The following is a 26,892-nucleotide window of genomic DNA, read 5'->3' as shown; positions in this document are numbered from 1 at the left end:
ATTTTTGAGAGTCAACGAGATCTCGCCTCTTGCCGATCGCGCCCTCCCGACCTCCGTCGTCCTCGGGCTTGACCCGAGGATCCATGGCCAAGCACTCTGTGGCAACCACGCTAAAGGAAACCCCATGAGCCGCATCTTCATCACCGGTTCCACAGATGGCCTCGGCCTTGCCGCCGCCCGCACCCTGATGAAGGAGGGCCACGACGTCGTGCTGCATGCCCGCTCCCGGGAGCGCGCCTCCGCCATCTCAGAGATTTCGGCTGCCGCACTCGGCCTCGTCATCGGCGATCTCGCCAGCGCCACGGAAACGCGCTCGATTGCCGAGCAGGTCAACGCCATCGGCCGCATGGACGCCGTCATCCACAATGCCGGCATCTACCTCGAGAGGAGCCGGGGCGAAACGCCGGAGGGTCACGCAAAGACGCTGGCGGTGAATGTGCTTGCCCCCTATCTGCTCACGGCCTGGATCACCCGCCCCGATCGCCTCATCTATCTCACCAGCGGCATGCACCGCAGCGGCAGCAGCGCCCTTGACGATATCGACTGGAAGAAGCGGCCATGGAACGCCAGCCAGGCCTACTCGGAAAGCAAGCTCTACATCGCCACCCTCGCCGCCGCCCTCGCCCGCCATTGGCCGGATGTCCTCAGCAACGCGGTGGATCCCGGCTGGGTGCCGACAAAGATGGGCGGCGCCGGCGCACCCGATGACCTCGAAATGGGGCACCTGACGCAGACGTGGCTTGCGACGAGCGAGGACGAAGCTGCCAAGGTCAGCGGCGGCTATTGGTATCATCGGCAGCGGCGGGAGGCCTCGGCGGAGGTTAGCGATGCGGGGTTTCAGGATGCGCTGGTGGAGAAGCTTGCGGAACTGACGGGTGTGCGACTGTTTGCAGAGCGCGCGTAGGCGAGACCGGGTTAGCGGGCGTTGCCGCGTTTGAAACCTCTGGAAGGCGCTGTTCGACCACCTCCCGTCGGAAACCAACCCGACGCCGCAATTGCATCTCGGCATTGAAGATAGCCCCCTGTGGTCTTTTTCCTACACCAATCAATATAATAGCCAAGCGTCTCCCAATGCGACCCAATATTCCTTGCAAGGAATATTGGGTTGGGTTACCACGCTGTGAAACGGAGCATGCGCATGGGTAAATTGGCTGGAAAAATCATCGAAGCGTCCGAAGCAAGCGGCTCGCGCGCCGATCATGCCGAAGGCTTGGATTTGCGGCGGCTCCGGCTGTTGTCTGGCCTCACCCAAGCTGAAATGGCGAGCCGACTAAACGTTCAGCAAGCAGCCGTATCGAAAATTGAAAAAGGTGGAGAAGTCTACCTTTCAACCGTTCAACGGTATGTGGAAGCGCTAGGAGCTTCTCTGCGCGTGGACGCGGTTTTTCCAGCGGATGCGCGGCTTGTGTTGCGCATTAAGGAAGCTTTCGATGCCGAATACGGCAACGATGATCAACTCGTCTTTCCTCTGCTGGCGGACGAGCCGTTTCGAGCGCAGAGAGACGTAGTGCTCTCGATCAGACCCCAGTATTCCGAGAAGATATTGGAGGGACGCAAAACCGTTGAACTGCGGCGTCGTTTTCCCGTGTCAGCGCCTGGCGGCACGATTGCCTATATTTACTCCACCTCACCGGTTCGAGCGATGGTCGGTGTAGCTGAGATCAAAGACGTTCTTAAATTGCCGATCGAACAGATCTGGGCCGAGTTCGAGGACACGGCCTTTATCGAGCGAGCAGACTTCGATAGCTACTTTCAGGGGCTGGACTTCGGCTTTGCGCTGCTCTTTGAAGATGTGAAGTCCTTTTCAAGGCCGATCCCTCTCAACGAGCTCCGCGAGCGGTTTAGCTTCGAGCCTCCGCAATCCTATTTGTACGCAAGCCGCGATCTTCGAAAGGCCTTGAGACATGAGGCAGCAGTCGTATCTCATTGATACGAATATCCTAATCGGGCTGGAAGATTATCGTGCTGTTGAGGCAGCATACGCCAAATTCTCAAGTCTTGCCGCGGCGCATAAAGTCAATGTCTTCGTCCACGAAGCTGCGCGTGACGATATTGCTCGCGATAAAGATGCCGAGCGGCGCCGGATATCGCTCAGCAAGATCGCAAAATACCAGATCCTCGGCAAAAGACGCGGCCTGACCCAACCAGAACTGGAGGCCGAGTTCGGTCCTCTCAAGAAGCCAAACGATATCGTAGACGCGATCCTTCTGCATACGCTGAAGAGCGACGCCGTCGACTTTCTCGTTTCGCAGGACAAAGGGCTTCATGAGCGAGCCCTCAGGCATTCAGCTGAGCTGGGACGCCGCGTTCTGTTCGTCGGTGACGCGGCCGATCTTCTCACGCAAACCTACGAACCAAAGCAAGTTCCGATCCGTCATGTCGCGGAGGTCGATGCGCATATGATCGACCACGAAGACGACTTCTTCAACAGCCTTCGCGATGGCTATCCCGAATTCGACGACTGGTGGCGCGAAAAATGTGTGAGGCAGCATCGCCCCTGCTGGGTTGTATATGATGATGACAAGCTTGCCGGCCTGATCGTTCGTAAGGACGAGACCGCTATCGATACAGACGCGGTCACAAAGGCGGAAAAAATTCTGAAAATTTGCACGTTCAAGGTCGCTCCCGATAAGCGAGGTGTGAAATTGGGAGAATTACTTCTTAAGCAAGTGCTTTGGTACGCCCAGACGAACGGCTACGATCTGGCGTACCTTACTACCTACGAAGATCAGGCCGCGCTGATTAACTTGCTGGAGTTTTATGGTTTTCGCCAAGCCGGCAAAAAGCCTGACGGCGAACTGATTTATGAGCGGACATTCTCCTTGGAAAAGCTGACCGACGATCCGGCAGTCACAGCCTACGAAGCCGCTCGGAAGAACTATCCCCGGTTTCTGGTGACCGACGAAATCAGGGGCTTCGGTATCCCGATTAAGGAGGAGTATCACGATACGCTCTATCCGGATCTATGGAACCCAAGGCAACCGGATTTGTTCAACGGAACTTCGAGAGCCGACCGCCCGGCGCGTCCGGGAAATACAATCCGAAAGGTATATCTTTGTCGGGCGCCTTCAAATCTGGGTGCAGCGGGTTCGTTGCTATTCTTCTATAAAAGCACTTCAAAGGAGCAGCCTTCTCAAGCCATTACAGCTCTTGGCATATTGGAGAGTATCACCCTTGCCAAATCTACCAGAGAGCTCATGCATCTGACGGGAGGTAGATCCGTGTACAGTGAGCAACAGCTAGAAGGGTGGAACGCAACGCCAACACGACCGGTCAAAGTCATCAATTATCTGCTTGTATCGTACATCGAGCCGGCGATTGGTCTTGATGAACTGCGGCGGATAGGCGTCGTGAATGGCAACCCTCAGCAATCTATCTATAAAGTAAAGCCTGATCATATAAGGCTCTTGCTCGACCGTGCGAATCTGGAGTTTGAAGTATGATGCGTTCAGTCATTACGCCGTCGCCCACCCCGTGGCGGCACGTGCATGGCTGGCAACCGAGGGCACGTAGGCACCGTGACGCCACAGAGAAAGTGACACATTGGATTTTACAGATCGCAAGAAAAGACCGCAATCTAACGTCTTTCAAAATCTTGAATTTCATTTCTAGCTGCGAGAATTCTTATTTTTTTAATACGTCCATCGGCGGCTTCGACGGACGTGTACATTACCGCGACGGCGGACCTAAGATCATCTCCAAGACGCTTTCTTCGTGTGTAGGAAGAAATACTTCCCAACAGCGTGTCAACGCTCAGCCTATCTACGTCTGGACCCAGTTCAAACGGGACTGATCTACCTTCCTCCAGATCGAAGGCGCGTCCTGTCCCTTGGTTCGCATTGAAACTGGCCATGCTGAATAGCTTCATGCGAATGTCATTGTTGATAACACTTTCCCACATATACTGTTTGGTTTGAGGATTGAACTGCACAATGGGAGCTGGTGCAGCAGCTTGAACACTGAGGTTGATATTCATCACCCCATGATTGATCACGTTATGCCCGAGCCGGACCGCGGGTTCGACCGCTTCAATTAGCGCGGCAATGTCGCCACCGCGCTCTGCTTCCAATTCCTGCACGGATGCAGGATTGGCCTCCTCGTTTCCGCCGGTCACACGTCTGTAGACGACTTTGAAAAGATCATAGAGAAGGTTGCCGCCTGCACCCATTGCAAGTCCTCCGGCAACGGATGCACCAATGACTGCTCCCTGGTAACCGATCTCATAGAGCGATTCAAAGCTTCCTGGGCGTTGCGCAAGGAGATTGAAAGTCAAAGGTACTCGCCCAAACTCCTTTCGACGGACCCGACCTTCCACAAGGAAATTCGCTACAATCAACATCGACCTGGTTAGGCCTTCTAGCGACTTTGTCCCCTCATATGCTGGAATTTTGTGTTGCTCCGCTAGCCCGCCCTCAAATTTAACTTCTAGTAACACTTAATCCCCCAATCCCAGCGCCCGATACAACCATGTATAGAATAGAGTCCCCGAATAGCAATACATCGATTGATAAGGCGACGGGAGAAAGTATCCGGCGATCTGCGCTCAAATATCCAATGCGGGCAATGATTTCACGATCTTCATAGTTTCCATGTTGACGGTGATGACGAGCTGGAACAGTTTCAGCGGAGGGCTGGTTACCAGCGGGCTCGATGGCGAAACATCGGGCTGGCTGCTTAACTAAATGACTCTAGGGCAAGCTAGTGGTTCTTCCAGGTATTGTGTTGAGACTGGAGAGCGACGGAACAATAGACTTCGAGGAGGCACTGCGTGGTCGGATCAGGCTCCGAAACATAACGAAAATTCATTGTGGAAACGCGCTCGAGACAGCGCCGAAACGCAGCCATAAAATCAGGATCAGTCATTAAGGCTGCTCGCGTTTCACCGCCCCTTCGGTAGGAAGCCCTAAGTTTCCCAGTCTCGATACGAGCGAGCTTGAATGCGAAAGACGCTTTGCTTTGGTCCGAGCTTTTTCCCGTATGTTCGAGATATCGCTTTTCAAGACGATCTGTGCGGCCGACGTACAACGGCTCTTCTTTGTCTAACTTTTGTTCCGAGAACAAATAGACGCCTGACCCCCTCATATCCGGGCGCGCTATACCGTTTATGACCGGCGTCATCCGCATAAGTTCTTCGAAACGTTCCGGAAGCCGCGCGATGATTTCTGCAAATTTCTCGTTCATGACCCACCATTTGCGTCGCTGCCACGATAGCAGTCACGTCGCCGAAAGCCGTTTCACGACAACGCCGAGACTTTCGGAACCTTTGTGTCCAGAACGGACCGGAAAATCGTGGCTGGGGCGCCTGGATTCGAACCAGGGATGACGGTACCAAAAACCGTTGCCTTACCGCTTGGCGACGCCCCACCAGAGCTTGAGCGGAAACCGCCTGCTCAAATCGACGCCTGATTAGCAAAGCTCTTCGCCCGTCACAATGACTAAGTTTAACCCGGCGCAGATTTATATGCGCAGCGGCTGTCGTCGTGCTAGGAAGTGGCGACGTCATCGGCCCGAGATCATTCCTTCATGGACAGTCCCGCATTCGACCTCGCTTTCGAGCCGGCCTATGGGCAAGCCGTGCCGGTTGCCGCTGGTGTCGAGCGGGTTACAGTGAACAATCCCGGACCTTTCACCTTTTTCGGCACCAACAGCTATATCGTCGGCTCTTCCTCGGTCGCGGTCATCGATCCCGGTCCGGAGGACGAGGCGCATTATCAGGCGCTGATGGCAGCGCTCGCCGGCCGCGCGGTGACGCATATCGTCGTCAGCCACACGCATCGCGACCACTCGCCGCTTTCCAGACGGCTGCAGGCGGCAACAGGGGCGGTGACGGTGGGGCAAGGGCCGCACCGGCCGGCGCGGCCGCTGCGGGAGGGCGAGATCAATCCCTTTTCCGAAAGCTCGGATCTATCATTCGTGCCGGATATCGCGATCGGCGATGGCGAGACGATCGCGGGCGATGGCTGGTCGCTGAGCGCGGTGCTGACGCCGGGGCACACGGCCAATCATGCCGCCTTCGCGCTTGAGGGGCGAGACATCCTATTCTCAGGCGATCACGTCATGGCCTGGTCGACCTCGATCGTCGCGCCGCCGGATGGTTCGATGACGGATTACATGGAATCGCTCGACCGGCTGATTGAGCGCCAGGACCGTCTGCTGCTGCCCGGCCATGGCGGGCCGGTGACGGAGGCCTCGACTTTCCTCAGGGCGCTGAAGGCGCATCGGCTGAAGCGCGAGCAGGCTGTGCTGGCGCGTATCCAGGCGGGCGATGGGCGGATTGCCGAGATGGTGAAGGCGATCTATCGCGATACCGATCCGAAGCTGCATGGGGCGGCCGCCCTTTCCGTGCTCGCCCATATCGAGGATCTGGTGGAACGCGGTATGATTGCAGCGGATGGGCCGCCTTCGCTTGCCGCCACCTATCGGCCTGCGACACAAAATTGAGGACGGGGACATGACGATGAAGCCTCGAGCCGATTACAGCTATCGCAACGATCCCGATGTGCCCGATTTTGCCGATGACCGGCCGTTGATCGTCTTCGATGGCGAATGCGTGTTCTGCTCCGGCTGGGTGAAATTCGCGCTGAAACATGACAAGCAGCAGCGATACCGCTTCCTCGCCGCGCAGACGCCGCTCGGCGAAGCGCTCTACCGGCATTACGGGCTGCATGCGCGCGACTACGAGACCAATATCCTGATCGAAAACGGCCGCGCCTTCTTCAAGTCAGACGGCTCGATCCGCATGGTGGCGGGCCTCGGCTTTCCCTATTCGCTGGTGAAGATCTTCCGGCTGCTGCCGCGGCGGGCGGCCGATGCGCTCTATGAATTCATCGCCCGCAACCGGCTGAAGATTGCCGGCCGGCAAAGCTGCATGGTGCCGACGCCGGAGCAGCGCAGCCGTTTCATCGCATGAGCGGCGAACGATTTTGTGTTCTCATCATCGGCGGCTACGGGACCTTCGGCGGGCGGCTGGCCCGGCTGCTGGGCGATGAACCGCGGCTGAGGCTGCTGGTTGCGGGGCGCTCGCTGGAAAAGGCTGACGATTTCGTTGCAGATCTCCGGACGCCGAAAGATGGAGCCGAGGGCCTGGGAAGCAACAATCTCGGCGCGATGGTGCAGGCCGTTCGTTTCGACCGTGACGGCGATCTCACCGAACAGCTGACGCGGATGAGGCCTGCTCTCGTCGTCGATGCCTCGGGGCCGTTCCAGAGCTTCGGCAAGGATGCCTATAAGGTCGCCGAGGCCTGCATCGATCTCGGCATCGATTATGCCGATATTGCCGACAGCACCGGCTTCGTCGCCGGCATCGGTGGGCTCGATGCGGCGGCCAAGGCCAAGGGCACCTTGGCGCTCTCGGGGCTCAGCAGCCTGCCCGCCCTCTCCTTTGCGGCGCTCGATGCGATGGCGCCGCATTTCTCCCGGATCGAAACTGTCGCGGCGGGCATTGCGCCCTCGGCGCATGTGCGGATCGGGCTCAATGTCGTGAGGGCGATCGCAAGCTATGCCGGCAAGAAGATCACCGTTCGGCGCGATGGGCGGCCGGCCGCCGGGCGCGGGCTGATCGATGCGATGCGGGTGACGGTGGCAGCACCTGGGGCGGCACCGCTGCGCAGCCGAAAATTCCTGCTGGTGGATGCGCCGGATCTGGCGCTGCTGCCGGCACGTTTTGCCGGCCTCAAATCCAGCTTCACCGGGGTCGGAACGGAGCCGCAGCCGCTGCAGCGCTTGCTCAGCCTTGCGGCAAGGCTTGTGCGCTTGCGGGTACTGCCATCGCTGCTGCCCTTTGCGCGGCTGCTGCAGCGCGCCAGCCACGCTTTCGCGGTGGGCGAACATCGCGGCGGCATGTTTGTGCGCGTCGGCGGCGTCGATCACGCGGGAAAGCGGCTTACCTGCGGCTGGCATCTGATTGCCGAAGGTGATGACGGGCCGTTCATTCCCATCATCGGCGTGGAGGCGCTGGTGCGCCGGCTGCTGACCGGCACGCGGCCGGAGAATGGGGCGCGGCCGGCGGCGGGGGAATTGCAGCTTGCGGATTTCGAAGCGGCCTTCCAGCGGTTTTCGATTACATCCGGCATCACGATGGAAAACGAGCAGGCTCCCCTGCCGCTCTACCAGAGGATCCTCGGCAGCGCCTGGGAGCGGCTGCCGCCCGCCCTCGCCGCCCTGCATGCCGGCGGCGCACGCGTCGCCTCCGGCCGGGCGCGGATCGAGCGCGGCGGCGGGCTGCTGGCCAGGATCGTTGCTGGGGTGATCGGCTTTCCGAGAGCCGGCGAGGATGTGCCGGTCACGGTGCGTTTCGCCGCCGATGACGATAAGGAGATCTGGACGCGCGATTTCGGCGGCAAAATCTTCCGCAGCATCCAGCTCGAGGGAAAGGGCCGCGACCGGCATCTGCTCGCCGAGGTTTTCGGGCCGTTCCGGGTGCTGATGGCGCTGGTGCCGGATGGGGAAAAGCTGCGGCTTGTGGTGCGCGGCTGGCGGTTTTTCGGGATTCCACTGCCGATGTTTCTGGCGCCTGGCGGGAATACCTATGAGGAGGAGCGGGATGGGCGGTTCCACTTTCATGTCGAGATCGGCGGGCGGCTGACGGGGTTGGTGGTGCGGTATACGGGGTGGTTGGATTTGGAGGAGTGAGCGGTGGCTGCGGTGATGCCTCCTTGGGAGGTGTGCCGTGATACCCCCCTCTGCCCTGTGTCCAGCCGATAGATGGGTAACAGATTGAACCGGATAGATGGGTTACAGTTCTCCCCCTTGTAAACCAGTGTCCGCCCCTGCGCCGGCTGGTCGGGGTTGCAGGGCGCTGGGGCGGACAAGCCGCTTGGTCTTCCTGTCGATGATGCCGAGCGGATGGGCATGGAAGCGTAGCGTCCAGATGCCCGCTTCATTCTCCTCGATCGCCACGACCTCGCCGGCCAGCGCTGCTGCGACATAGACGAGGTCGCCGTTCCATTTGATCTCGCCATTGGAGCGCACCCGGCGCACCGCCGCCTCGGCCGGATAGTCCGGTTCAGGCAGGCGGTCGGGCAGGCGCCGCAGTGACGGTCGGTAATGATCAGCAGGCACGTCCATAGCGAGCGCCTCGTGTGGACGCTCGGCGTTGTAATTCTGGCGAAATGCGTCAAAGACCGCCTGCTGCGCGGCATGGTCGACCTCCGGCGCCATGGCCAGCGGCAGCATCGTCAGATGGAAGCGTTCGTGGCGGCCGTTCTGCTGCGGTTTGCCCGGCTGGATGCGCTCCAGGCCGATGCCGAGCTTGATGAACCGCACAGCAAGCGTCGTCAGCCCGGTGACGCCAATCGCCGCGAAGGGCGAACCGTTGTCGCTGCGAAAGCGCTCCGGCAGTCCGTGCTCGGCAAACAGCCGCTCGAACACCGGCCAGGCCTCTGCCTCGGCCGGCGTCGCGCAGGCTTGCAGCGCCAGCAGAAAGCGGCTCGCCGTATCCATCACCGTCAGTGGCTCGCAGCGCCGCCCATCGCGGGTCCGGAACCAGCCCTTGTAATCGGCGCTCCACACCGCATTGGGCCCGTTGGCCGGTGCGAACGGGCCGCAACCAGCCGCCCGCCAGCGATGCCGCCGGCGCCCGACCAGCCCGTGGCGCTTCAGGATCTCGCCTATCGTCGAGGCCGCCGGCCAGCAAAGCTGCGGCGCCGACCGCTTCAGCCGCGCCAGCACCTTCTTCGGCCCCCACTGCGGATTCGCCTCCTTCTCCGCCACGATCCGCGCCACCAGCTCCGCCGCCGTTGCCCGCCCGTGCTCAAGCGGCGCCCGCGGCAGGTCGATAAGCCCCGCAGGCCCGAGCGCCCGATACCGCTCCAACCATTTGTAGCCCGTCTTGCGCGATATCCCGTAGGCAGCACACAGCGCCGTCATCGTCTCCTCGCCCGCAAGACATTCCCCAACAAAGCGCAGCCGCTCGTCCATGATGCCAGTCTCTCTCCAAACCATCGCCGGGTCCTCCCGGCTGTCAGAGAACTGTCACCTATGTAAACGGTCCGTTCTGTTACCTATCTATCCGGGTCGGACACCTGCCGGGCATCTCCCCCACAGGTGGGGAGATCACAAGTGGCTAAACCTTCTTGCCCATCTACCGTTTCGCCGCGCTGGACGCTGATTGTTTGGGGAAGCCAGTGCGCCCAGCCAATCTCCCCACCTGTGGGGGAGATGCCCGGCAGGGCAGAGGGGGGCTTACGGGGCGGTAGATGCAGTATAGGTGGTCGTTCGATCGAAAGGGGTGAGAGGCTCCATCCGCTGGTCAACTAACAGAAAGCTTATTCAAGGGATGGGGCTCGGTCGTGTATTCCATCGAGAGAATTGAGATTGTCAAACTGCGCAATAGCTGAACATCAATCTCACAGCTCTCAGGAACGTATATATAGATATCATCCGGCCTCTTATAGGCAGCTACACTTATGCCGCCCCGCTTTCTAACGGCGAACGTATGAATGACTGAATTTTTAACATCGGGCTGAATCTGCAGTACGCATTTCACAACGCGATCAAACTTTAAAAAGTCATCCGGAACATGGAGAGAAAAGATCTTCCCCATCGGAGAAAAATCCAAAAAGTGGCAGCCGGCGACAAATTTTAGATAAGTCTCACCTGAAAGAGTTTGACGAAACCGAATTCATCAAGAGTCTCCTGGTCAGACACACTCAGAAAATCGACATCGCTTCCCACAGCAGCCCCTCTCCTCCTTTGATGCGGTACAAGGCTGTCGAACCTGCCGCACCCTATCCCGGCCCTTCGCTTTGGGCTCAGGACGTTCGCCGCTGCAATCGATTCGCCGGATCGATTGCTGGCGCCTTTGGCGGCACCGGTACGGGCGTCGAACCTGCCGCACCCTCTCCCGGCCCTTCGCTTTGGGCTCAGGGCGTTCGCAACTGCAATCGATTCGCCGGATCGATTGCTGGCGCTTTGCGCCACCGTTGCTCACCCACCCGCAATTCCCAGGAGCTCAGCATCCAGCGCCTTCAGATAATCGCCGGCGATTTCGGCGCTGAAGCCGAGGTCGTGTTGGCCGTAGCGGGAGGCGACGCGGATGTCGACGAAGGTGGTTTCGGCCTCTTCGCGCAGGCGAATGATGATATCGAAGCGCAGGCCGAGGATCAGCGTGCGGGTGGTGCCCTGCAGCGTCACGCCGTTGACGCCGCGGATCAGCTTGGCGACATCGTCATCGTAAGGGCGTGGCGTCGGCACCGGGACGATATCGGGCGCATCGGCCACCGCATCGTCGCCCGGCGCCGGCGGCTTGACCGGTCTGTCCTCGGCATCGCGGCCGGGCTCGGTGTCGCCACTGCTTTTGGTGATGGTAATGCCGCTCATCTTGGCGACCTTGCGCACCGCTTCGAGCACGCGGTCGAGCGCGCCTTCATAACGCCGGCCTGTCAGTTCGGGATAGGCGACGAGCTGCTTTTCGCGATCCTCCGGCGTCACCTGCACGTTGCGCTTCAGCCAGATCTGGTCGGAGTGCGGCGGCGACAGCCAGTCGGGTGCGGAGATCGGATCGGTGGAAACGTCGTAGATATCGGGCCGCGTCATGTAACGCTCGGTGGCATAGGCGCCGAAGCCGAGCGGAAAGGCGGCATAGATCAGCGCCGCCAGCGCCGCCAGCCCGCCATCGGCCCCGGTCATCCAGAGGCTGCGCAGCCCGACTGCGGCGAGCATGGCGGAAAGCAGCGCGCCGCCGGCAGCGGCAATCAGCAGCAGCACCAGATAGGGTGTGGCGAGGCCGCCGAAGCGATGAGCGATCACCACCGCCAGCGCCAGCACCAGGGAAAACGCCCCGATGAGCCGCGAAGAGCGGGCGGCGCTGGAAACGGGGCGGTCATAGCGGATGGCCATCAAACTTACCGGTTGCTCGTCAGCGCCCGCGCGTTCGACCACGCAAATCGCCTCAACCCTGTTTAGAGCATGATGCCGAAAAGTGTGAAGCGGTTTTCGGACGACATCATGCTCTATTCTTTGATTTAGATCCGGATTCAGATTTTGGCCGGCCCGGCCTAAATCATCCGGATCTGGGGCAAGATTCGGCTAAATTGAAACTATTGTCTGAGGCATTGCGTTGGAATCCACGGCGATGGCCATGGCGAAACGGCGGCTTCTTCATAAGCCCTTGCTGATATGTCAAAAAAAGGCCATTCTGCCGCGGTTTCATCTCCAGATGTAGAGGAGAGACGGGATGATTTCACCCGAGATTGCAGAAAGGCCGCAGGCGTCTGCGCTTGGCGGGATCGACCACCAGTCCGAGCCGATGCTGCCGATGGAGCTGCTCGAGCTCGAACTTTCGCTCGAAGGTTATGCCGGCGGCGATGCCGGCTTCTGCGAGGCGGTGCGCCAGGCGGCGGCACGCTCGGGCGGCGAGTTGTTGTTCGACCTGCCGGCCGGCGGTCTCATCGATGATTGCCGCCGCATCGCCGTGCTGCGCATCCCGGGCGATGGCCAGGAGATGCGCGTCGTGCTGGCGCTGCTCGATTATAACGGCACCGAGATCCGCATGCAGGCGCCCGATGAAGAGATCGCGCCGCTGGTGCGTTTCGCCGATGCCTTCATCGAGGTGCTGGAGCGGATCTAATTCTAGATCATCGTGTTAGCGGCGCTCGGCCGCGGCTTCCGCGACGCTGCGGAACGGAAACTTGCGCCCGCATTCGCATTTGATGACGAAATTTTCCTGGTGGTTGGACGGCCGCTGCACGCCGAAGCCGCGCGGCAGCTGATCGACCTTGAAATCCGGGTGCTTGCGCTTGGGATCATCGACTTCCGAGGCTTCGGCAAAGCCCTCATTGCCGCATTGCGGACAGCTCAGTTTTTTCGAAAATCGATCGCGAAGGGCCATGCTCGTTCCACTGCTTCCGGCCTCTCGTGGAGCGGCCATGCTTTCCTCATCCATAGCGGTCATACATAGGAATGCCCCACATGCATAGAAAGGTTGGCCGGCGAAAGTGGAACCAAGTGCCGAGGCTGCCGTTCCTTTTTCGAAAAGGAGGCACTCATGCCCAACAGAGACCCGATCCCGACACCCAATGCCGATACGCCGCGCGGCCCGACGCCGACACCCGGCATTCCCGACCGCATCCAGGAAAAACCGCCGCTGACACCGGCACAGGACCCGGGCGATACGAAGAACCCACAGGATCCGCCGCTTAATCCGGCGCTGTTGCCGATTGGGGATCCGGCTGGGGCGGCGTGAAAGACCTCGCCGGTGCCGGCGGCAAGCCGCGAATGCACTGAGCGTAAGCGACGGGAATTAATGGCGTGCCGTGCGGCCCCCTCATCCGCCCTACGGGCACCTTCTCCCCGAGGGGAGAAGGGGGGATCGAGAGGTTGCGGCATATCCCCTTCGCCCCAGCGGGGAGAAGGTGGCCCGAAGGGTCGGATGAGGGGGCCGCAGGCACACCGCTCACGTAATCACCCAGTACTCAACGATCTCCCGGGCCAAGGATGGCTTGACGCCCTCGCCCGAATGGCCTTTCCTCGAGGAGAAGCATCCCAAGGACCAAACCGATGCGCCTTCGTCTTCTCATCACCGTCATGGCCACCATCGTCGCCGGGCTTTCCGCCTGCCAGACGATGACGCCGGAGGAGCGGCGGGCGGCGGACGAGCAGCGGTGCCTGAGCTATGGCTTCCGGCGCGGCACGGATGGTTTTGCCACCTGCCTGCAGCGCATCGATCTCGACCGTCGCGCCGAATCGCGGGCGCAGAGTGCGGAGATGATGAACCGCATGGCCTGGGATCTGAACGGACCCTACGTTTACCGCGATCGTTGGCGCTATCGTTACTGAGTGCCAGGGCGCCCTGCCCCACACCGAATATCCTACACGGTTGCCCGCAGGTCTTTCGGACCGCGCCGGATCTCTTCCAGATTGCCTGCAATCACCGCCTGCGCTGCCGCCAGTCTGGCGATCGGCACGCGGAAGGGCGAGCACGAGACATAGTCGAGGCCGATCGTTTCGCAGAAGTGGATCGAGGCCGGGTCGCCGCCATGTTCGCCGCAGATACCGAGCTTCATGTCCTTGCGGGTGCGCCTGCCGCGTTCGGCGGCGATGCTGATCAATTCGCCGACACCATCGAAATCGAGCGAGATGAAGGGATCGTGCTCGATGATGCCCTTGCGCTGATAGGTGGGGATGAAGGCCGAGGCGTCGTCACGCGAAATGCCGAAGGTGGTCTGCGTCAGGTCGTTGGTGCCGAAGGAGAAGAATTCGGCGGCTTCGGCAATCACATGGGCGCGAAGGGCCGCACGCGGCAGCTCGATCATCGTGCCAACGAGATAATCGATCTTCATGCCGGCCTCGCGCATCACGTCGCCGGCGACCTCGTCGATGCGCGCCTTGACGTAATCGAGTTCGGTGCGCAGTCCAACGAGCGGCACCATGATCTCCGGCACGACGGCTGCCCCGGTCTCCTTGGCTGCGGCCACCGCCGCCTCGAAGATGGCGCGGGCCTGCATCTCGACGATTTCGGGATAGGAGATCGCCAGCCGGCAGCCACGATGGCCAAGCATCGGGTTGAACTCGTGCAGCGCATCGACGCGCTGGCGAAGCACGGATGCCTCCATGCCCATGGCGAAGGCGACTTCGGCGACCTCGTCATCGGTCTTCGGCAGGAATTCGTGCAGCGGCGGATCGAGCAGGCGGATCGTCACCGGCAGGCCGTGCATGACGGTGAAGAGGCCGGTGAAATCCAGCCGCTGCATCGGCAGCAGCTTGTCGAGCGCCACTCGCCTGCCCTTCTCGTCGACGGCCAGGATCATCTCGCGCATCACATGGATGCGCTCACCCTCGAAGAACATGTGTTCGGTGCGGCAAAGGCCGATGCCTTCGGCGCCGAAGGAGCGGGCGGCGAGCGCATCGGCCGGCGTATCGGCATTGGTGCGCACCGTCATGCGCCGGGCGCGGTCGGCCCAGCCCATGATGCGGCCGAAATCGCCCGACAGTTCCGGCTGGATCATCGGCACCTCGCCCTTCAGCACCTGGCCGGCCGAGCCGTCGATGGTGATGATATCGCCCTTCTTGAGCGTCACGCCGACGCCGAGCAGCCGCTCATTGCGCACATCGATGCGCATGGTGCCGGCGCCGACGACGCAGGGGATGCCCATGCCGCGGGCAACGACCGCCGCATGGCTGGTCATGCCGCCGCGGGTCGTCAGAATGCCTTCGGCGGCATGCATGCCGTGAATATCCTCGGGGCTGGTCTCGACCCTGAGCAGGATGACCTTGCGGCCCTCGGATTCCGCCTCGACAGCCTCTTCCGCCGTGAAGACGATGGCGCCGGTGGCAGCCCCCGGCGAGGCCGGCAGCCCTGTGCCGATCACCTGGCGGGTGACGCGCGGATCGATCGTCGGATGTAGCAGCTGGTCGAGGCTGGAGGGCTCGATGCGCAGCACCGCCTCGTCCTCGGTGATCACCCCCTCGTCGACCATGTCGACGGCGATCTTCATTGCCGCCCGGGTCGAGCGCTTGGCCGAGCGGGTCTGCAGCATCCACAGCTTGCCGCGCTCGATGGTGAATTCGATATCCTGCATGTCGCGGTAATGGATCTCGAGATCGGTGCAGATGCGGCAGAGCTCGCGGAACGCCTCCGGCATCAGCTTTTCCATCGAGGGTTTTTCGGAGCCGGAGGAAATCCGCCCCTCCTCGGTGATGCTTTGCGGCGTGCGGATGCCGGCCACGACATCCTCGCCCTGGGCATTGACCAGGAATTCGCCGTAAAGCGCTCTCTCGCCGGTCGAAGGGTTGCGGGTGAAGGCGACGCCGGTGGCGGAGCTATTACCGAGATTGCCGAAGACCATCGCCTGGATGTTGATCGCCGTGCCCCAAGCTTCCGGAATATTGTGGAGCTGGCGGTAGGTGACGGCGCGCGCGCTCATCCAGCTGGAAAAGACGGCGCCGACAGCACCCCAGAGCTGAACTTCGGGATCCTGCGGGAATTCCTGCTCCAGCTCCTCCTCGATCAGCCGCTTATAGAGGGAGACGATATGCTGCCATTCCGAAGTGCTGAGTTCGGTATCGAATTCATGGCCGAGCTTGGCCTTCTCGTCTTCCAGGATCTCCTCGAAGGCGTCGTTGCCGAGGCCCATGACGACATCGGCATACATCTGGATGAAGCGGCGGTAGCTGTCCCAGGCAAAACGCGCATCGCCGGCATCATGGCCGAGCGCCTGCACCGTCTCGTCGTTAAGGCCGAGATTGAGCACCGTGTCCATCATGCCAGGCATGGAGACGCGGGCGCCGGAGCGCACCGATAAGAGCAGCGGCTGGCTGACAGAGCCGAAATGGCGGCCGGTGATTGCCTCGATCGCCGATATGCCGGAGCGCACCTCGGCCTTCACCGCATTCTCGATGTGGCGGTCGTTCTTGTAATAGGTGTTGCAGGCGTCGCTGACGATCGTCAGCCCCGGCGGCACCGGAAGTCCGAGCGCGCACATTTCCGCGAGATTGGCGCCCTTGCCGCCCAGAATCTCGTGATCGCGCGCCCGGCCCTCAGCCTGCCCGTCGCCGAACCTATAGACCCACTTGGTCATCTTCCCCCCAACACCAAATCAAGATCAGCTTAATCCGTTGGTGTTGAAATGAAAATCGACAAATGCGGCAGAATGTTGCGCTGCACAATAAATCTTCGCCGTAGCCGGCGTCGAAACGATTGAAAGATGCCCGAACATAAAGGAAGGCACAAAAAAAGCTTTGCGGGACTGCAACAATGTCCCGCAAAGCCTTGTTTCCGTCCGGCCAGGAAAACCGGACGGGGGGTCCCTCAACCCAAAAACGGCTCAGCTTTTTCTCAAAACAGAACCGCTCTGACCTCGTCTTACGCAATTCCTGGAAAATAGATCGCTACGTCCCAAGATTTGCTCTCGGTTTCCGGTTCTTGCCCTCGCCCGGAAAACCGCACGCAAATTCGACAATGCGCAACCGTTGATCGCCCGTTTTCGAGCAGAGTAATTAGGTTGCGTTGAAACAACTTCTAATGCAAGTCAGCGAAAAGAGCATCACCCAAATGGGGTACAGACGGCAAGAGAGCCGACCTTTTTTGGTGTTTATTGCTTGACCTTTGATTTTACGCAATTTCTAGGCGCGAAACCGCGCCATGGCTTTGCTGAAATTGCGTCTGCGCTCAGCGTCGACGTGGATGCTCGGGTCAAGCCCACTGCTGTCCGGTTGGCGCTAGTGGCTGCCCCTCACCCTAACCTTGCCGGGGTCAAGCCACTCGTCTCGACCCGTCCTCCGGACCCCGTTCTGACGGGGAGAGGGGACATGCCTGCGAAAGGGCGGAGGGAACAGAGCGCGGCAATGTCCCTTCGCCCCGTTTACGGGGGTCCGAAGGACGGGGCGAGACACGTGGCTCGCCCCAGGCAGAGGTGGCGGCAGCCGGATGAGGGGCTGCTCTCGCCAATCTCCTGCGCCGGGATGTCCAGTGAAAATCAACCCTCCCCGACGCAAAAAACGCGTTCGTCGAAAACCTCAGGCAATCTCGCGCAGGCGCTCGGCCATTTGCAGGTCGACGGAGACGAGCTGGGAGACGCCCTGCTCGGCCATGGTGACGCCGAACAGGCGGTTCATGCGGGCCATGGTGATCGGGTTGTGGGTGATGATGACGAAGCGGGTTTCGGTGGAGGCCGCCATTTCATCCATCAGGTTGCAGTAGCGCTCGACATTGTGGTCGTCGAGCGGCGCGTCCACTTCGTCGAGCACGCAGATCGGCGCCGGATTGGTGAGGAAGACTGCGAAGATCAGCGCCATTGCCGTCAGCGCCTGTTCGCCGCCGGAGAGCAGCGTCATCGTCTGCGGCTTCTTGCCGGGCGGCCGGGCGAGGATTTCGAGGCCGGCTTCCAGCGGATCGTCGGATTCGATCAGCTGCAGCTCGGCGGTGCCGCCGCCGAAAAGATGGGTGAACAGCCGCTGGAACTGGGCGTTGACGATGTCGAAGGCGGCGATCAGACGCTCGCGGCCCTCGCGGTTGAGGCTCTGTATGGCGCCGCGCAGCTTGCGGATCGCATCGATGACGTCGTCGCGCTCCTTGATCAACGCTTCGAGCTTCTCGCTCAGTTCCTTCTGTTCCTCGTCGGCGCGCAGGTTGACGGCGCCCAGCCGCTCGCGCTCGATCCTCAGGCGTTCCAGCTCGCGCTCGACTTCGCGCGGATCGGGAAGCGCCTGCATGGTCGGGCGGCCGGTCAGCTGCATCGCCTCATGCGGCGCGACGTTCAGGACCTCGCGGATGCGGCCTTCGCTTTCCTGCCGCTTCTCGCGGGCCGAAACCAGGCGCTCCTCGGCGCGGCCGCGGCGCTCACGGCATTCGGCAAGTTCCGACAGCGCCGTCGTTGCCTTCTGGTCGGCTTCGCGCTGGATGCGTTCGGCCTCGGCCAGAAGGTCGCTCGCCTGGCGGCGCGCCTCCTCGGCCTTCTGCAATTCGCTGAGCAAAGCGCGGCGCTTGTCGTCGAATTCATCCGGCGCCAGTTCGAGCTCGGCGGCCTCGTCGCGCGCCTCTTCCTCACGTTCGCGCAGTGTCGCGACGTGATCTTCAGCACTTGCCGCCCGCTGGCGCCAGGTGTCGCGCTCCTGGCCGATCGCCATGATGCGGCGCTGGCGGGCCTCGTTTTCCCTCGCCAGGCTTTCATGGCGGGCGCGGTTTTCGGCCAGCGCGCCGCGATCGGTCGCAACTTCCGCCTGCTGGAACCGCAGCCGCTCGTCGATCGCAGTCAGATCGGGCGCGTCCTCCAGCTCGATGCGGGCATTCTCTTCCTGGATGGCGATTTCCTCCAGCTGCGCGCGCAGCTGGCTGGCGGCCTCGCTGACGACATCGCGGCGGCGGATCAGATCGCCGGAAGCACGCTCGGCGGCAACGAGAGCGTCGCGCGCTTCGGCCAAATGACGCGCCGACAGGCGGCTCATGTCGCGCGCCTCGGCAAGACGGCGCTCCTCGGCGCGGATCGCTTCGGCAGCGGCTGCCTGCCGCTCTTCGGCTTCGGCAAGCACGTCGCGGGCAAGGGCCGCTTCGCCTTCAAGCTCGGCCAGGCGGTTCTTCTGGGCAAGGCGCAGTGCCGCCGCACTCGGGGCATCGGCACCGGTGACATGGCCGTCCCAGCGATAGACCGCGCCCTCCTTCGTCACCAACCGCTGGCCGGGCTTCAGCGCCGCCATCAGCCGCTCGGCATCGCCTTCCGCCACCAGGCCGATCTGGCGCAGGCGGCGGGTGAGTGCCGCCGGCGCGCGGACATGGGCAAGCAGCGGCGCAACACCGGATGGAAGCGCCGGATCGGCAGCACCATCGCCATTGTCTGACCAATGGGCCGGCGCCTCGGCATCGAGCGGCGATTCCAGATCATCGCCGAGGGCAGCACCGAGTGCGGTTTCGAAGCCGCGATCGACCTTCAGCTCGTCGGCAACCGGCGGAAATTTGCCGGCCGCAGCACCGGCAGCAAGCATGCGGGAAATGGTGCGGGCCTCGGTCTCCAGTGCATTCAGGCTGGAGCGGGCCTGCTCGACCGGCGCGCGCGACAGCGCCTCGGTCTGGCGAGCGCCGGCCAACGCCTGATCGACCGCCTGGACCGCGGCCTCCGCATCGGCGACGGCGATCTCGCCGGCTTCGACGATGGCGCGTTTTTCGTCGGGATCGGGCAGGCCTGATATCTTCTCGCCGATGGCTGACAGTTCCTGGTTTGCCTCGTCCATCTGCCGTTCAAGGCGCATCCGCCGATCCGTCAGATCGCGGATGGCGCGTTCCAGCTGGTTGCGGCCGGCAGCCGCCTCGGCGCGCTCGGCCGTCAGCTGGGTAAAGATGCGCTCGCTATCGGCCAGTTTTGCCGCAGCGCCCTCGAAGGCCTCGCGGGTTTCCTCGGCATAACGGCCGGAATCGGCGAGGATTTCTGAAATCTCCGCCTCTTCGGCATCGAGCCTCGCCAGAATGACGGCATTGTCGGCCACCAACCGCTGCTCGCGGCTAATATCCTCGCCAAGCTGGGCGAGACGGCGGGTCAGCTCGTCGCGGCGGCGCAGGATGCGCCCGGCATCTTCCTCCAGCTGGCTTCTGGCGATCTGCAGGCGCTGCAGGGCGGCAGCCGCACGCGCCTCGCCCTCGCGCAGTTCCGGCAACTTCAGGCTGGCGATAGCCTGGTTCTTCGCCGCCTCCATCTGCATCTGCGCCTTTTCGGCGACGACGGAGGTCGCCTGGTTCAAGGCGCTGTCGGCCTCGGCCTCGGCTTCCTTGGCCTGCACCCAACGGATATGCAGCAGCATCGCCTCACGGGCGCGGATATCGGCAGACAGCGTCTTGAAGCGGTTTGCCTGGCGGGCCTGACGCTTCAGGCTCTCGATCTGGCTTTCGAGCTGCGAGGTGACGTCGTCGAGACGCTCGAGATTGCCTTCGGCGGCGCGCAGCCGCAGTTCAGCCTCGTGGCGGCGGGAATGCAGGCCTGAAATGCCGGCCGCCTCTTCGAGCAACTGGCGGCGGGCCTGCGGCTTGGCCTGGATCAGCTCGCCGATACGCCCCTGCCCGACCATCGACGGTGACCGCGCGCCGGTGGAGGCATCGGCAAACAGCAGCTGCACGTCCTTGGCGCGGCTTTCCTTGCCGTTGATGCGATAGAGCGAGCCCTGTTCACGCTCGATGCGGCGGGTGACCTGGATCTCGTCGCTGTCGTTGAAGGCGGCAGGCGCGGTGCGTTCGCCATTGTCGAGATAGAGCGCCACTTCCGCGGTATTGCGCGCCGGGCGGTTTCCCGAGCCCGAAAAGATCACGTCGTCCATGCCGGAGGCGCGCATGTTCTTGTAGGAATTTTCGCCCATCACCCAGCGCAGCGCCTCGACGAGGTTCGACTTGCCGCAGCCATTCGGCCCGACGACGCCGGTCAGCCCGCGCTCGATGATGAATTCCGTCGGCTCGACGAAGGATTTGAAGCCGACCAGGCGCAGCTTGTTGAACTTCATGCAGCCGCTCCGCGGCGCCGTTCGGAGCAGGCAGTATCTCCGGGGCGCTCAGAGGACGTGGCACCCCCCTCTGCCCTGCCGGGCATCTCCCCCACAAGGGGGGAGATCGGCAAGTAGTTAGGGCTTCCCCAAACAAGGGAGCGCTTCCGCAGGGCAGTCATGAAAGCCGAGACATTCCCCTCAGCTGATCTCCCCCCTTGTGGGGGAGATGTCCGGCAGGACAGAGGGGGGTATTCCCCACGCAGCCACAAAAAAACGGGCGCGCGGCTTTCGCCGTCGCCCGTTCTATCGAAACGATCCGGTTCAGAGCAGGCTGTCGATGAGCTTCGACAAAGTGTCAACCGGCATGTCTCCAGAGTAGCGCTTGCCATTGATCAGGAAAGTCGGGGTGGCGTTGACGCCGAAATCCTTGGAACCTCTTTCCCGCGTGGCGTTCACTTCATCCAGAAGCTTCTGGTTCGTCAAGCATTTCGTGAAGCTATCCTCAGTAAATCCGGCAAGCTTCGACATCTGCAGCAATGCGGCGCGGCCATCATCGGCGGCGGCCCAGACCTGCTGCTGCTTGAAGAGCATCGAAACCATCGGGAAATACTGTTCCGGCGTGCTCAACTGTTCCGGATTGGAAGAATTGCAGCGGGCGAGCATGAAGGCGGCGGCGGCGCGCGGGTCGAAGGGGAATTCGCGGATGATGAACTGCACCTTGCCGCTGTCGACATATTTCTGCTTGATCGTGTCGAAGACGGTGTTGTGGAAATGGGCGCAATGCGGGCAGGTCATCGACATATATTCGACGATCTTGACCGGGGCATCGGCCTTGCCGAGCGCCATCTCCGGCAGCACGCCGGGCTTCAGCACCTCAGCCATGTCGACATCGCCGTCGGACTCCGGCATTTCGGTCGCCGAGGTAGCTGCCGTCTGCATGGTGTCGACATTGGTGCCATCAGCCATGGTCTTGCCGGAGGACGAAGCATCGGCAGCGTCCTTGCTGTCGTTGCAGGCGACAAGCGCTACGGCAGCGGCGGCGATGGCGATACCGCTGAGCAGGCGGCGTTTCGTCAGTTGCATTTCGGACATCTGCATGGATTCCCCATAGATAATGAGATTGACGGCATGACTGTGCGATATAACGGCTGGCGGCCACTCACAAGGCACGGTTCACCAACTTCCTTCAAAGAATTGTGACCGTGGGAAGACGATAGATCAAAAATTGCGGGATTACATCGGGGCGGCGGCCCACCTCATATCGGCTGCTCGATGAAACTCAGTTGTCCAAGCCATGACGCGCCAACAGCTCGGCCAGCGGCACGGTATCGCTCTCGCCCTGACGAAGCTCTTCCAGGCGTCTTTCGGAAAGATAGACATCCTCGAGGTCGTCGAGATGCGCGAAGATGGCTTGCCGCGCATAGAAGCTCTTGCTGCGGCCGGTACGCCTCGAAAGCTCAATCAGCCGCGCTTCGATATCAGGGGGCAATTGCAAGACCAGCATGATTTTTCTCCCGTCTGCTGTACAAGTATAGCAGACGATTATTCAGAGGGGTATTTGAACACATTCGTTGACTAAGACTTTTCTCTATTGCGTTCTTATTACATCTGTCGCATTGGCTATAAACGTCAAGAGCGTGCTCGCCGCTGAAGACAGCGGTAGTATTGTTTTCAATCAGATGCGTAGATGTCTAAAGCTGCCTGCGGACGCGCCGAGTGCTTATAGCTTCCTGATTGTGGCGCTAATCAAGAATGGATCTGCCGACTTTTTATCCATCAACTTCCGCACTCCACCATCCGAATGGGAAAAAACCGCAGCCCCGTTGATCGCTGATGCGATCACACAGTGCGAGCCTTATAGCTCTGTCTCGATGGAATTCGCTGTTACCCGCGAGCTTGTCGAAGCACGATCAAAAAACTAAGCATGCGGAGATAGGGCGTTTTGCTGATCAGCGTTGATTCCCCCGTTTCCCCATCACCGCGGTCCCCAAGCGCTGAATCGCCTGGCGCAGCTTGTCGTTCTCTATCCCCTCCATCATGCCTTCGAGCTTGCGGGCGGCTTCGCCCTTCAGCGGCGGCGGGGTGCGGGAGCGGCGGATGGCTGGTGAGACCGGCTTCTGTACGATGCGGATCTGGTGGACGGCGGCAAAGCCGAAGAAGCTGTTGATGCGCTGGATGAGTTCGCCCTGGGCATGGGTGAGGAAGAGCGCACGCGCGCCTTCGCAGGCAATGGTCAGCACGCCGGGGCGGAAGCCGCCGGTCTCATCGCCGCCGCGGGCCCAGGCGATCTTTTCCGGCCGGGTGCAATCGGCGAAATCCTCGCCGGCAATTTCACTCCACGAGCCGAGCAGAGCCGTGTTGATGCCGGCGCGCCTGGCAAGCACGGGATCGATCAGCCCGTTCGCCAGCTCGGAAATCTGCTTTGCACCTTTACGTGGATAACTCATCGAAACCCTTCAGCGACGCCCCCAATTCGCATGCCAATTCGCACAGGCGACTTGATCGCGCGGCATTGCTTCGCCAAGTATAGGCACTTCCCCCCATCGCGGCAAATCATGACGATCACCACACTCGACACGCCCTCAGCCAAGCCCCTGCTCGACTGGTACGATCGCCACCACCGCGACCTGCCCTGGCGCGTTTCGCCCCGCATGGCGGCCCGCGGCGTCAAACCCGATCCCTATCGCGTCTGGCTGTCCGAGGTGATGCTGCAGCAGACGACGGTGCAGGCGGTCAAACCCTATTTCGAAAAGTTTCTGCAGCGTTGGCCTCAGGTGACCGATCTGGCCGCGGCGGAGACCGATGCGGTGATGGCCGCCTGGGCGGGGCTTGGCTATTACGCGCGGGCCCGCAACCTGAAGAAATGCGCCGAAGCCGTGGCGACAGAGCATGGCGGCATCTTTCCCGATACCGAAGACGGCCTCAAATCGCTCCCCGGCATCGGCGACTATACGGCAGCCGCCGTCGCCGCAATCGCCTTCAACCGGCAGGCGGCCGTCATGGACGGCAATGTCGAGCGGGTGATCTCCAGGCTCTATGCGATCGCCACGCCGCTACCGGCCGCAAAGCCCGCGATGAGAGAGAAGGTGGCGCTGTTGACGCCTGCCGATCGGCCCGGCGATTTCGCCCAGGCGATGATGGATCTCGGCGCGACGATCTGCACGCCGAAGCGGCCGGCCTGTTCGCTCTGTCCGTTCCGGGGCGCCTGCGAGGCGCTGAAGCTTTCCGATCCGGAACTCTTTCCGGTCAAGGCGGCGAAGAAGGAGAAGCCGGTCAGATATGGCGCGGCCTTCATCGCGGTAACAGGTAATGGCGAGATCCTGTTGCGGCGGCGTATCGACAGCGGCCTGCTCGGCGGCATGACCGAGGTGCCAACGACGGCGTGGACGGCGCGCATCGACGGCGAGACTTCGGCTGATGCCGCGCCCTTCGAAGCGGCATGGCAGGCCTCTGGCACCGTCATCCATGTCTTCACCCATTTCGAGCTCAGGCTTTCGATCTATCGTGCGGCCATCGCTGCCAACGTCGCTATGGATGACGGCGCGAATGACGGATGGTGGGAGCCGGTTACAAATCTTGAAGCCCAGGCCTTACCAACCATCATGAAAAAAGCGATCGCAGCGGCTATTCCTCTCGCGTTTAAAACATCCAAGGGATGACCATGACCACCGACATAAGACATATCGTTTTCGACATCGGCAAAGTCCTAATTCATTACGATCCGCATCTCCCTTTCAGCCGCCTCATCCCCGATGAGGCCGAGCGCCACTGGTTCTTCGCCAATATCTGCACCCATGACTGGAACATCGAGCAGGACCGCGGCCGCACCTGGGCGGAGGCCGAAGCGCTGCTGATAAAACAGCACCCTGCCCGCGAAGAGCATATCCGGGCCTTCCGCAAATATTGGCACGAGATGGTGCCGCACGCCTATAACGACAGCGTAGCGATCATGGAAGGGCTGATTGCCCAGGGGCGCGACGTGACGATGCTGACCAACTTCGCCTCCGACACGTTCCGCGAGGCGCAGCAACGCTTCCCCTTCCTGACCAAACCGCGCGGCGTCACCGTTTCCGGCGATGTCGGTCTGATCAAGCCCGATATCGCCATCTACGAGACGCATACGAAAAGCTTCGGCCTCGATCCGGCAGCGACGATCTTCATCGACGACGCGCCGGTCAATGTCGAGGGCGCCAAGGCCTTCGGTTGGAATGCAGTGCTGTTTTCGGGCGCCGACAAATTGCGCAGCGATCTCGCCGGCTATGGGGTGAAGGTCTGAGACCCATGGCTTTCGACCCGGCAAAGCAAATCGAAGCCTTTCACGCTGCCATCAACGCCCTCGATTATCCGGCGATCGAGAATTATTTCGCCGAGGACGCGACCTATGTCTCGAACGGCGTCGGCAGCCTTGCGGGACGGGCGGAAATCATGGCTGCCTTCCGGCGTTATTTCGACGACTATCCCGATCAGACGGCGGAAAATTCGCTGGTGGAAACATTGACGCCGCTCTCCGGCCGGTCGGTCTGGTCGGTGCGCGCCACCCACAGAAAGACGGGCAAGCCGCTGATCCGCGAGGGTGAGGAGACGATTACCTTCAACGCGGAAGGGCGTGTCACACGGGTCGAGGTCACCGATTATCGCGACTTCTGAAAATGGTATTCTTGAATAGAAGACGCCCGGAGCTCAAACTCCGGGCGTCTTAGCCTTCTTCCGCAACTGGAGGAAACCGGAAGAAGGTATCTCGATCTCGCGAAGGCGTTGCTCACTACGCCTTTGCCAGATCACTGCGGATGACGGACCTGAGATCGTCGATCGGGCGCAGGGACTGCCCGTCTTCGAAATGCCAGAAGGTCCATCCGTTGCATGCATCGAGACCCTGCACCTTGGCGCCGAGACGATGAATGGAGCCGGCCTCGCCGCCGGAAGCTACGGTGCCGTCGGCGCGGACAATCGCGCTATAGCGGCGCCTGGCGTCGGTCAGCACCTGGCCGGGCTTGATCAGGCCGCTTTCAACAAGCACGTTGAAGGCGACGCGGACTTCGGCCTTCTTGCCGGTCATTACGGTCAGTTCCGCCTTGCCGAGCGGCTCGACGGCGGCGATGCGGGCTGCGGCCGCATCGATATAATCCTGCTCGCGCTCGATACCGACGAAGTGACGGCCGAGACGCTTGGCGACGGCGCCCGTCGTTCCCGAGCCGAAGAAGGGATCGAGCACGATATCGCCGGGCTTGGTCGAGGCCATGATGACACGGGCGAGCAGCGCTTCAGGCTTCTGCGTCGGATGCGCCTTCTTGCCGTCCTCCCCCTTCAGCCGTTCGCTGCCGTTGCAGATCGGGAAGAGCCAGTCGGAGCGCATCTGCACGTCGTCATTGGCGGCCTTCAGCGCATCGTAATTGAAGGTATAGCCCTTGGCCTTGGCGCTGGGACTTGCCCAGATCATCGTCTCATGGGCGTTCTGGAAACGGCGGCCCTTGAAATTCGGCATCGGGTTGGTCTTGCGCCAGATGATGTCGTTGAGGATCCAGAAATTCAGATCCTGCAGCGTGGCGCCGACACGGAAGATATTGTGGTAGGAGCCGATCACCCAGATCGAGCCTGTCGGCTTCAGCACGCGGCGGCAAGCCAGCAGCCAGGCGCGGGTGAAGGCATCATAGGCCTCGAAGGAAGCGAACTGATCCCATTCGTCGTCGACCGCATCGACCAGGGACTGATCGGGACGATGCAGCGTTCCGCCGAGCTGGAGATTATACGGCGGATCGGCAAAGATGATATCGACGGAGTGGCTGGGCAAAGCCTCAAGGGCGCTGACGCAATCACCCTTGATGATCGTGTCAACCCAAGAAGCCGGCCAGGAATCCGACCGGGATCCCGGCCGGGAATCCGACTTGACGGAAGCCTTGAGGTCGGCAAGCGGAAAAACTGATGCCATTCTGATACTCACTCATACGCTCTACGCTTAACTGTCCGTTATGGTTACGCAACTTAGTTACCAAAGCC

Annotated in this window: 24 protein-coding genes and 1 tRNA gene; 13 read left to right on the top strand and 12 right to left on the bottom strand. The window is 61.4% G+C overall.

The genetic code is table 11. From position 1 onward, the window contains the following. The first annotated feature begins 124 nt into the window (after positions 1-124). From BA011_RS00850 to BA011_RS00840, 3 genes are all read left to right on the top strand, one after another. Positions 125-904 (top strand): SDR family NAD(P)-dependent oxidoreductase, encoded by a 780-nt coding sequence (locus BA011_RS00850; protein WP_065279081.1) that lies wholly within the window; start codon positions 125-127, stop codon positions 902-904. Between the two features lie 234 nt (positions 905-1,138). After that, positions 1,139-1,930, top strand: coding sequence for a helix-turn-helix domain-containing protein (locus tag BA011_RS00845; RefSeq protein WP_065282355.1), 792 nt, complete (start codon positions 1,139-1,141; stop codon positions 1,928-1,930). Next, positions 1,905-3,443 (top strand): GNAT family N-acetyltransferase, encoded by a 1,539-nt coding sequence (locus tag BA011_RS00840; protein WP_065279080.1) that lies wholly within the window; start codon positions 1,905-1,907, stop codon positions 3,441-3,443. Before BA011_RS00845 ends, BA011_RS00840 begins: the two co-directional genes overlap by 26 nt. A 134-nt stretch (positions 3,444-3,577) precedes the next feature. Here BA011_RS00840 and BA011_RS00835 read toward each other — a convergent pair whose 3' ends face one another. The 3 genes from BA011_RS00835 to BA011_RS00825 form a co-directional block, all read right to left on the bottom strand. Continuing rightward, on the bottom strand, positions 3,578-4,273 hold the full coding sequence (locus BA011_RS00835; protein ID WP_151343365.1) for a hypothetical protein: 696 nt from the start codon (positions 4,271-4,273) through the stop codon (positions 3,578-3,580). A 425-nt stretch (positions 4,274-4,698) separates the two neighbouring features. Beyond that, the gene (locus BA011_RS00830; protein WP_065279078.1) at positions 4,699-5,181 is read right to left on the bottom strand and encodes a GIY-YIG nuclease family protein; all 483 of its coding nucleotides are present in this window, start codon (positions 5,179-5,181) and stop codon (positions 4,699-4,701) included. Between the two features lie 109 nt (positions 5,182-5,290). After that, positions 5,291-5,364, bottom strand: a tRNA-Gln gene (locus tag BA011_RS00825). A 159-nt stretch (positions 5,365-5,523) separates the two neighbouring features. On the opposite strand from BA011_RS00825, the gene BA011_RS00820 reads away from it, so the two are divergent. From BA011_RS00820 to BA011_RS00810, 3 genes are read left to right on the top strand one after another with little or no spacing between them, the layout of a single operon-like run. After that, positions 5,524-6,441 (top strand): MBL fold metallo-hydrolase, encoded by a 918-nt coding sequence (locus BA011_RS00820; protein ID WP_065279077.1) that lies wholly within the window; start codon positions 5,524-5,526, stop codon positions 6,439-6,441. Positions 6,442-6,451: 10 nt separating this feature from the next. Continuing rightward, positions 6,452-6,910 (top strand): thiol-disulfide oxidoreductase DCC family protein, encoded by a 459-nt coding sequence (locus tag BA011_RS00815; protein WP_065279076.1) that lies wholly within the window; start codon positions 6,452-6,454, stop codon positions 6,908-6,910. Continuing rightward, complete coding sequence (locus BA011_RS00810) at positions 6,907-8,631, top strand: SDR family oxidoreductase (RefSeq protein WP_065279075.1); 1,725 nt, start codon at positions 6,907-6,909, stop codon at positions 8,629-8,631. Before BA011_RS00815 ends, BA011_RS00810 begins: the two co-directional genes overlap by 4 nt. 102 nt (positions 8,632-8,733) lie before the next feature. Here the strand turns inward: BA011_RS00810 and BA011_RS00805 are convergent, their stop codons facing one another. Together BA011_RS00805 and BA011_RS00795 are read right to left on the bottom strand one after the other, a co-directional pair. After that, complete coding sequence (locus tag BA011_RS00805; protein ID WP_065278963.1) at positions 8,734-9,942, bottom strand: helix-turn-helix domain-containing protein; 1,209 nt, start codon at positions 9,940-9,942, stop codon at positions 8,734-8,736. A 984-nt stretch (positions 9,943-10,926) separates the two neighbouring features. After that, the gene (locus BA011_RS00795; protein ID WP_065279074.1) at positions 10,927-11,838 is read right to left on the bottom strand and encodes a DUF1499 domain-containing protein; all 912 of its coding nucleotides are present in this window, start codon (positions 11,836-11,838) and stop codon (positions 10,927-10,929) included. A 337-nt stretch (positions 11,839-12,175) separates the two neighbouring features. Between BA011_RS00795 and BA011_RS00790 the strand changes: the two genes are divergently transcribed. Next, entirely contained in the window at positions 12,176-12,568 is a 393-nt protein-coding gene (locus BA011_RS00790) for a hypothetical protein (RefSeq protein WP_065279073.1), read from the top strand. A 15-nt stretch (positions 12,569-12,583) separates the two neighbouring features. Here BA011_RS00790 and BA011_RS00785 read toward each other — a convergent pair whose 3' ends face one another. Then, on the bottom strand, positions 12,584-12,829 hold the full coding sequence (locus BA011_RS00785; RefSeq protein ID WP_003557210.1) for a hypothetical protein: 246 nt from the start codon (positions 12,827-12,829) through the stop codon (positions 12,584-12,586). Between the two features lie 156 nt (positions 12,830-12,985). Between BA011_RS00785 and BA011_RS00780 the strand changes: the two genes are divergently transcribed. Together BA011_RS00780 and BA011_RS00775 are read left to right on the top strand one after the other, a co-directional pair. Continuing rightward, positions 12,986-13,183, top strand: a complete 198-nt coding sequence (locus BA011_RS00780; RefSeq protein ID WP_065282354.1) for a hypothetical protein — start codon at positions 12,986-12,988, stop codon at positions 13,181-13,183. Positions 13,184-13,497: 314 nt separating this feature from the next. Further along, positions 13,498-13,776 (top strand): hypothetical protein, encoded by a 279-nt coding sequence (locus BA011_RS00775; protein WP_065279072.1) that lies wholly within the window; start codon positions 13,498-13,500, stop codon positions 13,774-13,776. Between the two features lie 32 nt (positions 13,777-13,808). Here BA011_RS00775 and ppdK read toward each other — a convergent pair whose 3' ends face one another. From ppdK to relB, 4 genes are all read right to left on the bottom strand, one after another. After that, positions 13,809-16,517 carry a pyruvate, phosphate dikinase gene (gene ppdK / locus BA011_RS00770; RefSeq protein WP_065279071.1) on the bottom strand — a complete coding sequence of 903 codons (2,709 nt, stop codon included), beginning with the start codon at positions 16,515-16,517 and terminating at the stop codon, positions 13,809-13,811. Between the two features lie 937 nt (positions 16,518-17,454). Next, positions 17,455-20,916: a chromosome segregation SMC family protein gene (locus BA011_RS00765; protein WP_065279070.1), complete on the bottom strand. Its 3,462-nt coding sequence runs from the start codon at positions 20,914-20,916 to the stop codon at positions 17,455-17,457. A 303-nt stretch (positions 20,917-21,219) separates the two neighbouring features. Beyond that, positions 21,220-21,990, bottom strand: a complete 771-nt coding sequence (locus BA011_RS00760) for a DsbA family protein (RefSeq protein WP_017993213.1) — start codon at positions 21,988-21,990, stop codon at positions 21,220-21,222. 187 nt (positions 21,991-22,177) lie between these two features. After that, entirely contained in the window at positions 22,178-22,402 is a 225-nt protein-coding gene (gene relB, locus BA011_RS00755) for a TraY domain-containing protein (RefSeq protein ID WP_065279069.1), read from the bottom strand. A 67-nt stretch (positions 22,403-22,469) separates the two neighbouring features. On the opposite strand from relB, the gene BA011_RS00750 reads away from it, so the two are divergent. Next, entirely contained in the window at positions 22,470-22,820 is a 351-nt protein-coding gene (locus BA011_RS00750; protein WP_065279068.1) for a hypothetical protein, read from the top strand. A gap of 27 nt (positions 22,821-22,847) precedes the next feature. Here BA011_RS00750 and BA011_RS00745 read toward each other — a convergent pair whose 3' ends face one another. Then, positions 22,848-23,345, bottom strand: a complete 498-nt coding sequence (locus BA011_RS00745; RefSeq protein WP_065279067.1) for a DUF721 domain-containing protein — start codon at positions 23,343-23,345, stop codon at positions 22,848-22,850. A 108-nt stretch (positions 23,346-23,453) separates the two neighbouring features. Between BA011_RS00745 and mutY the strand changes: the two genes are divergently transcribed. From mutY to BA011_RS00730, 3 genes are read left to right on the top strand one after another with little or no spacing between them, the layout of a single operon-like run. After that, positions 23,454-24,557, top strand: coding sequence for an A/G-specific adenine glycosylase (mutY, locus tag BA011_RS00740; protein WP_065279066.1), 1,104 nt, complete (start codon positions 23,454-23,456; stop codon positions 24,555-24,557). A 2-nt stretch (positions 24,558-24,559) separates the two neighbouring features. Then, positions 24,560-25,174 carry an HAD family hydrolase gene (locus BA011_RS00735; protein ID WP_065279065.1) on the top strand — a complete coding sequence of 205 codons (615 nt, stop codon included), beginning with the start codon at positions 24,560-24,562 and terminating at the stop codon, positions 25,172-25,174. Positions 25,175-25,179: 5 nt separating this feature from the next. After that, positions 25,180-25,545 carry a nuclear transport factor 2 family protein gene (locus BA011_RS00730; protein ID WP_065279064.1) on the top strand — a complete coding sequence of 122 codons (366 nt, stop codon included), beginning with the start codon at positions 25,180-25,182 and terminating at the stop codon, positions 25,543-25,545. Between the two features lie 115 nt (positions 25,546-25,660). Here the strand turns inward: BA011_RS00730 and BA011_RS00725 are convergent, their stop codons facing one another. Further along, positions 25,661-26,824, bottom strand: a complete 1,164-nt coding sequence (locus BA011_RS00725) for a site-specific DNA-methyltransferase (protein ID WP_065279063.1) — start codon at positions 26,822-26,824, stop codon at positions 25,661-25,663. Between the last annotated feature and the right edge of the window lie 68 nt (positions 26,825-26,892).

The sequence above is a fragment of the Rhizobium leguminosarum genome, assembly GCF_001679785.1.
GTDB classification, from domain to species: Bacteria; Pseudomonadota; Alphaproteobacteria; order Rhizobiales; family Rhizobiaceae; genus Rhizobium; species Rhizobium leguminosarum_R.
This window is presented reverse-complemented; position numbering and strand designations above follow the sequence as displayed.